Source organism: uncultured Capnocytophaga sp. (assembly GCF_938029845.1).
In the GTDB taxonomy this organism is placed as follows: domain Bacteria; phylum Bacteroidota; class Bacteroidia; order Flavobacteriales; family Flavobacteriaceae; genus Capnocytophaga.
On record NZ_CALHGG010000057.1, the window covers coordinates 1 to 5,602 of the forward strand.

Sequence of the window (5,602 nt, forward strand, 5' to 3'; positions counted from 1 at the left end):
TGTCGCCGCCTTCTTTTAGAAAACCGAATTATTCTGATGAATAGTTCGGTTTTTTACTATTGTTTCTGATCTCATTAATCATTATTGAAGATGCAACTATTTCAAGATAACAAATCCTCTTTGTTAGACCTCAGAGAAATTCCTTTTAAGTTGGAGAAGGAGATACAACAATTATTTGAGAAGAACTTATTTCAGATTACAGGTTTAGAATTTGTAAAGTCTGAATTTTCTATTCAAAATCAACGTATAGATACTTTAGCTTTTGATATAGAAAATAGTGCTTTCGTTATTATAGAATACAAGCGAGGTCATAACTATAGTGTTTTTGACCAAGGAGTGGCTTATCTTAATACCTTGCTTAAATATAAAGCTGATTTTGTGTTAGAATACAATGAGGCATTGAATAAAAGCCTTAAAAAGAATGAGGTGGATTGGTCACAAAGTAAAATAGTCTTTGTAAGCCCCGCCTTTAATCAGACACAGAAGCAAGCGGTAGATTTCAAAGACTTGAATATAGAATTATGGGAGGTAAAACGATTCGAGAATAATATCATCGTCATAGATGGAGTTCAGAAATCACAAGCTGCCCCTAGTATAAAGCTTACCTCAACCTCAGAGAAAGATACAGAACTATCCAAAATAACTGAGGAGATTAAAACTTATCAGGAGGAAGATTTTTACAAAGGGAAAACAGAAGAGGTCATAGAACTCTATAATGATTTCAAACAGGCTATTTTAAATCTTTCTCCTGAAGTAGTGGTTGTCCCTAAAAAAATATATATTGCTTTTAAGAAAGACAGAAAGAATATCGCAGATATTCAGTTATTGAGTAAAGGCTTAAAGATTTTTATAAATGTAAAGAAAGGTGATTTAGAAGATCCTAAGAATCTCACTAAGGATATTTCTGAATTAGGACATCATGGTAATGGAGATTATCAAATCATAGTTTCCGATACCAAACACTTGGAATATGTAATGAGTCTTATAAAACAAGGACTATAATATTGCTATCAAAAAAGCCAAAGAGAACTTCTCCTTGGCTTATTATTTTATTGATCACTCGTCATTAGTCATTAATCACTTTTCGTTTTTCACTTTTCACTAAATAAGTGATTCCAAATGCCACAAAAGCAGGCAGCAACCATTCTATATGATATTGAGCTAATGGGAGGCTCATTTGTAGGGCTTTGATGCTTTCGCTGTCTATAAGATTGCCTATAACAAATATCGCCGAAAAAACAGCTGTAAAACTCACTCCTATGATATAGGGTGCTTTTGCTCGTACACGTTTGCCAAATATCAGTATGAATAAGGTTAAGGCGATGGTGATAGGATATACAAAATCCAAGATATAACCTGCATAGTGGATAATCTCATCTACGCTTTGGATAGAGAGCACAAAGGACACAATACAACACACCCATACGCCGCAGCGGTAAGGAATACGTCCATGACTAAGCGTTTCGAAAATGGCTCCCATAGCGGAGACAATAGCTACAGCTGTAGTTAGGCAGGCAAAGGCTACCGCTATTGAAATAATTACCGCTCCATAGCTGCCCAAACCATTGTGGGCTATGTGCTTGAGGATATCTATATACTTCACATTCTCTCCAGCAACCACATCGGAAGTAGCTCCTAGATACAGCAGACCTCCATAGATAAATATCAAGCACCCTGCCGCAATAATACCTGAAAGGATGGTAATTTCCCTTTTCTGTTGCTCTGAACTATAACCTTTCTGTATGATAGCCGAAATAATCAACCCTGAGAAAATCACTCCTGAAAGCACGTCCAAGGTAAGGTAACCAGTGGAAAAACCAAAGGTAAAAGCCTCTCTGAATCCTACTCCATTGTCGGTGAGCCCTTTGGGGGCATTGATAGTTCCCTCTACGATGAGAACAATCAGAGACAGAAATAGGATAGGGGTAAGCCAACGTCCTATGATATCTACCAATTTGGAACGGGATAAAGCCAAAAATAGGGTAATGGCAAAGAAAATGACTCCAAAGGTTATTTTGCCGACCATAGGAAAGAAAGGCTCTATGGCTACCTCATAAGTGGTAGAACCAGAGCGTGGCACACAGACAATGGGGCCAAATACTACGATGATAAGTACCACCAAACTATTGACAAAAGGTGCAGGGAATCGTTTTCCTAAATCGCTGAAAGAGCTCCCTATGGAGCTGACCATCAGTACGGCCAAAAAAGGGATAAAGATACCTGAAAGGAAAAAGCCTACAAAGGCTGCCCCACTGGCTGCCCCCATTTTCAATCCTATATAGGGGGGAATCACTAAGTTGCCTGCCCCGAAAAACATAGCAAAAAGCGCAAAACCAGTAGTGGTGAGGGTTAAAAACTTCTTTTTATCCATAAAATACGTAATACATATAAAAACGGGCGTAAAATTACAAAAAAAATCACAAACAAATCATGTTGGCTATAATTTTTTTTGTATATTTGTCGGTTAATTATTTATAGCTTCTTTTATGAGATATAGTTGCTTTCTTTCTTTTCTTATGCTTGTGGGGTGTCTCTCTTCTTCCAAGCAACAAGAAGAATCCTCTCAGATAGCTTCTGATGCAGTTGTTGAGGCTAAGGAGCAGCGCTATTTTTCTAAGAATGTAGAAAATGAGCTCCTCTTGGGGAAGGCTATGGTAGATGCGCTCCAGAAAATAGCGGATTCTTTTCATGGAGAGGATTGGGAATATACCTATGATTTTGATAAGGGAGAGGGTGATACACCTCATATTAGGGTTGATATTAAGGTACAAAAATACTTTGAAGAAACTTATTATGCAGTTATCTATGCGTCTGATTATGTCAATACTTTGGTAAGGTTATATAGAATTGATCACGATGTTATGCAGGAAAAACTCTCTGAGTATTTCCCTTGGATGACAGTTCCCTCTGATACTATCTTTGATGCCAATGGAGATAAGGTCAAAGATTTTGCACTGACATTCTATCCTTCTTTGGGATGTTGTAGGAGAGATATTTATTACCTCTACCTCTCCCCAGAGAAAAAGGAGGGACAACTTTCCTATATAGAACTCATAAACCCAACTTTTTATCCTAAGGAGCATCTTATTCGTGGGATAGGTTATGGCCGGCCAGGACATGTGGAGCTGTACAAATATCGTTGGCATGGAGAGGAGTTGGATACCTTGGAGTATATCCTACCCGATGTAGCCACTAAAGGAAAAACATTTCTAAAGGGTAGGAATCTTTATGGCTTTACCAAGGAAAAAGAAATACGCCTGACTAAGCTCCCCGAAGAGTACCAAACAGTTATAGGATTGGACTATTTTTTAGATTATACAGCGGAAGACTTTAATAATGACTAGTGACACATCATTAATATTTGACAATTAATAATTTACAGTTATGAGAAAACTCTTTTTGATTATTACTTTATTCGCCTCTCTAGGGGGGTATGCACAGAAATTCCTCTCCGATGACGAGATAGACGAACAAGTATTCGGTACGGAGCATTTGTACAAATTGGAAAAAACAGGGGAACCCTTGGAAGGACATTATAAGGTGGCCCTTGGCGGAGGTGCCTACTATGAGGTTACCTTTGAAAAAGGTCGTATGGACGGCACACTCAAGTCTTATAGTAGCCGTGGAGAACTACTTGCAGAACAGAACTTCAAAAAGGGAGTGCTTAACGGAAAGAGTGTTAAGTATAACGACGAAGGGAAGGAAAAAGAACTACGCAACTATAAGGATGGAAAGTTGGACGGTATCTGCAAGGAATATAGTAGCAATGGTAAGCTCCGTAAGGAACTTTCCTACAAGGATGGCAAGCCCAATGGCGAATCGAAGGTATATGATAGTGACGAAAAACTCCAACGTATAGAGACCTACAAAGAAGGTAAGCTCCATGGCAAGCAATGGCAAAAGATGATGAGCAACCGTGGCGACTATACTTCCACTCAGTACTATGACAATGATAAGCCTACAGGGAAGTGGCAAGATGTATGGGAAAATGGACTACCTCGCGAAGAAAAAGAATTCAAGGACAAGGGAACTTATACCCTCCGTGAGTTCTATAAAAATGGAAAGGTAGAGAGTGAGGTTTCTTATAAGGACTTTAAGCTCCATGGTGATAAGAAAGTCTATACCGATGCAGGTATATTGGTACAGCAAGAGACTTTTAACGAGGATAAATTGGTCAACAAGAAGCAATTTTTCTCTAATAATGGTAAGCTAAAGGAGGAAATCAACTATAAGAATGATGGTAAGGAAGGAAAATATGTCCAATACAATAGTAATGGTACCCTAAAGGAAGAGGGTATGTATAAGAACAACTTCAAAGAAGGTGTTTGGAAGGAATACAATGACAAGGGAGTGCTACACAACCAATATACCTATGTAGCGGGTAACTTGCAGGGTAATTATAAGGAATATTACCCCAGTGGTAAGGTACGTGTAGAGGGCAATTTCAAGGACGACGAAAGGGACGGCACTTGGAAGTATAATGATGCCTCAGGTAAGCTCACCACTGAAGTGATTTTTGAGAAAGGTAACCGCATCAAGACAGTGGACTACGAATAGTGACTAATGACCACTTAGCAAAAGACAACCTCTACTTTCTCTTGAGAAACAACCTTCATGAGTTCTCTGGCTAAGGTATTATCCTATTCCAAATAGCTCCTTCTTGTCCATAGGAGAATAGTACAACAAAAAACAACAAATATCTCATATATTCTATATTTTTAGTGGGTAATTAATGTAAATAGATCTAAAATAAGGAACAAAGATAATGTTTTTTCTGCATTTATACAAGTGGTAAAGGTGTTTCTTAATCTAATTATAGTATCAGTCATTTGTTTTGAATTGTTAGCCCTGCTGCTTTGGCTTTTTGGATAGGTGTAGAGGGGTAATAAGGGAAGGAGTCAAGGGGAATAGGTGAAAGCATTTGATAGTCTTTTGCTAAAGATTTTTTGATGTCAAAATACCAAATAAGAAACTCATCTGGATAACTGTTATAACCTACAAGTACAAAGCGATCATTGTCAATCCAAAAGACATCTTGTGCAGCAGAACTTATTCCTAAATAGAGGATTTGGATGAGGAGCTTCTTCTTCTTATCAACAAAGACTACAGGCTGTTCTACATCTCGTAACAGCTCAAACTTCTCATTGTCAAACGAGCAGTCATATCCATAATTGATATAACGGGTTTTGTTGGGAGCATAGAAAAAACAATAGTAATTGTAATCCTTATTATTTTCCCAATGAGAACAAATATTGTATTCTCCTATGTAGAGTACTGTTTCCTTGTCGGGTTTTCTATCTAAGGGCATCTCATGACTGTCTATCATTCGTGCCTGACGGAGGTCAAGGTGATAGAAGTCTAACCATTGTTTGATAAAGGGCTGTAAAAGAGCTATATCTTGCTCATCGATTAAGGGGTTCTCATAAAAATCTTGTAAATGCTCTGCCTCTCGCTTCTTCCAAAGAGCCTCCGAGTATTGCTCTCTCCAATACTCACTATCCCCCAGCCTGCTAAAAAGAGTAGGCTCCTCATTGACAGGCACCTCTTTTGCAGGCCTACAACTGCTCAAAAGCACAAGCAGTAATAGTATGAAGGACAATAG

At 38.2% G+C, this 5,602-nt stretch carries 5 protein-coding genes; 3 read left to right on the forward strand and 2 right to left on the reverse strand.

The features are described from left to right. Positions 1-90: 90 nt before the first annotated feature. Positions 91-1,002: a DUF5655 domain-containing protein gene (locus Q0625_RS04050; RefSeq protein WP_298823668.1), complete on the forward strand. Its 912-nt coding sequence runs from the start codon at positions 91-93 to the stop codon at positions 1,000-1,002. A gap of 64 nt (positions 1,003-1,066) precedes the next feature. Here Q0625_RS04050 and brnQ read toward each other — a convergent pair whose 3' ends face one another. Next, positions 1,067-2,371, reverse strand: coding sequence for a branched-chain amino acid transport system II carrier protein (brnQ, locus tag Q0625_RS04055; protein WP_298823670.1), 1,305 nt, complete (start codon positions 2,369-2,371; stop codon positions 1,067-1,069). Positions 2,372-2,486: 115 nt separating this feature from the next. Between brnQ and Q0625_RS04060 the strand changes: the two genes are divergently transcribed. Together Q0625_RS04060 and Q0625_RS04065 are read left to right on the forward strand one after the other, a co-directional pair. After that, positions 2,487-3,344, forward strand: coding sequence for a hypothetical protein (locus Q0625_RS04060; RefSeq protein ID WP_298823672.1), 858 nt, complete (start codon positions 2,487-2,489; stop codon positions 3,342-3,344). A 40-nt stretch (positions 3,345-3,384) separates the two neighbouring features. Further along, positions 3,385-4,557: a toxin-antitoxin system YwqK family antitoxin gene (locus Q0625_RS04065; RefSeq protein WP_298823674.1), complete on the forward strand. Its 1,173-nt coding sequence runs from the start codon at positions 3,385-3,387 to the stop codon at positions 4,555-4,557. Positions 4,558-4,825: 268 nt separating this feature from the next. On the opposite strand, the gene Q0625_RS04070 is transcribed toward Q0625_RS04065, so the two are convergent. Next, positions 4,826-5,602 (reverse strand): hypothetical protein (locus tag Q0625_RS04070; RefSeq protein ID WP_298823675.1); only part of this gene is annotated, 777 nt, incomplete at its 5' end.

Coding starts and splice junctions, on each gene's coding strand:
- Q0625_RS04050 (WP_298823668.1), top strand. CDS start 91: ATGCAACTATTTCAAGATAACAAATCCTCTTTGTTAGACCTCAGAGAA.
- Q0625_RS04060 (WP_298823672.1), top strand. CDS start 2,487: ATGAGATATAGTTGCTTTCTTTCTTTTCTTATGCTTGTGGGGTGTCTC.
- Q0625_RS04065 (WP_298823674.1), top strand. CDS start 3,385: ATGAGAAAACTCTTTTTGATTATTACTTTATTCGCCTCTCTAGGGGGG.
- brnQ (WP_298823670.1), bottom strand. CDS start 2,371: ATGGATAAAAAGAAGTTTTTAACCCTCACCACTACTGGTTTTGCGCTT.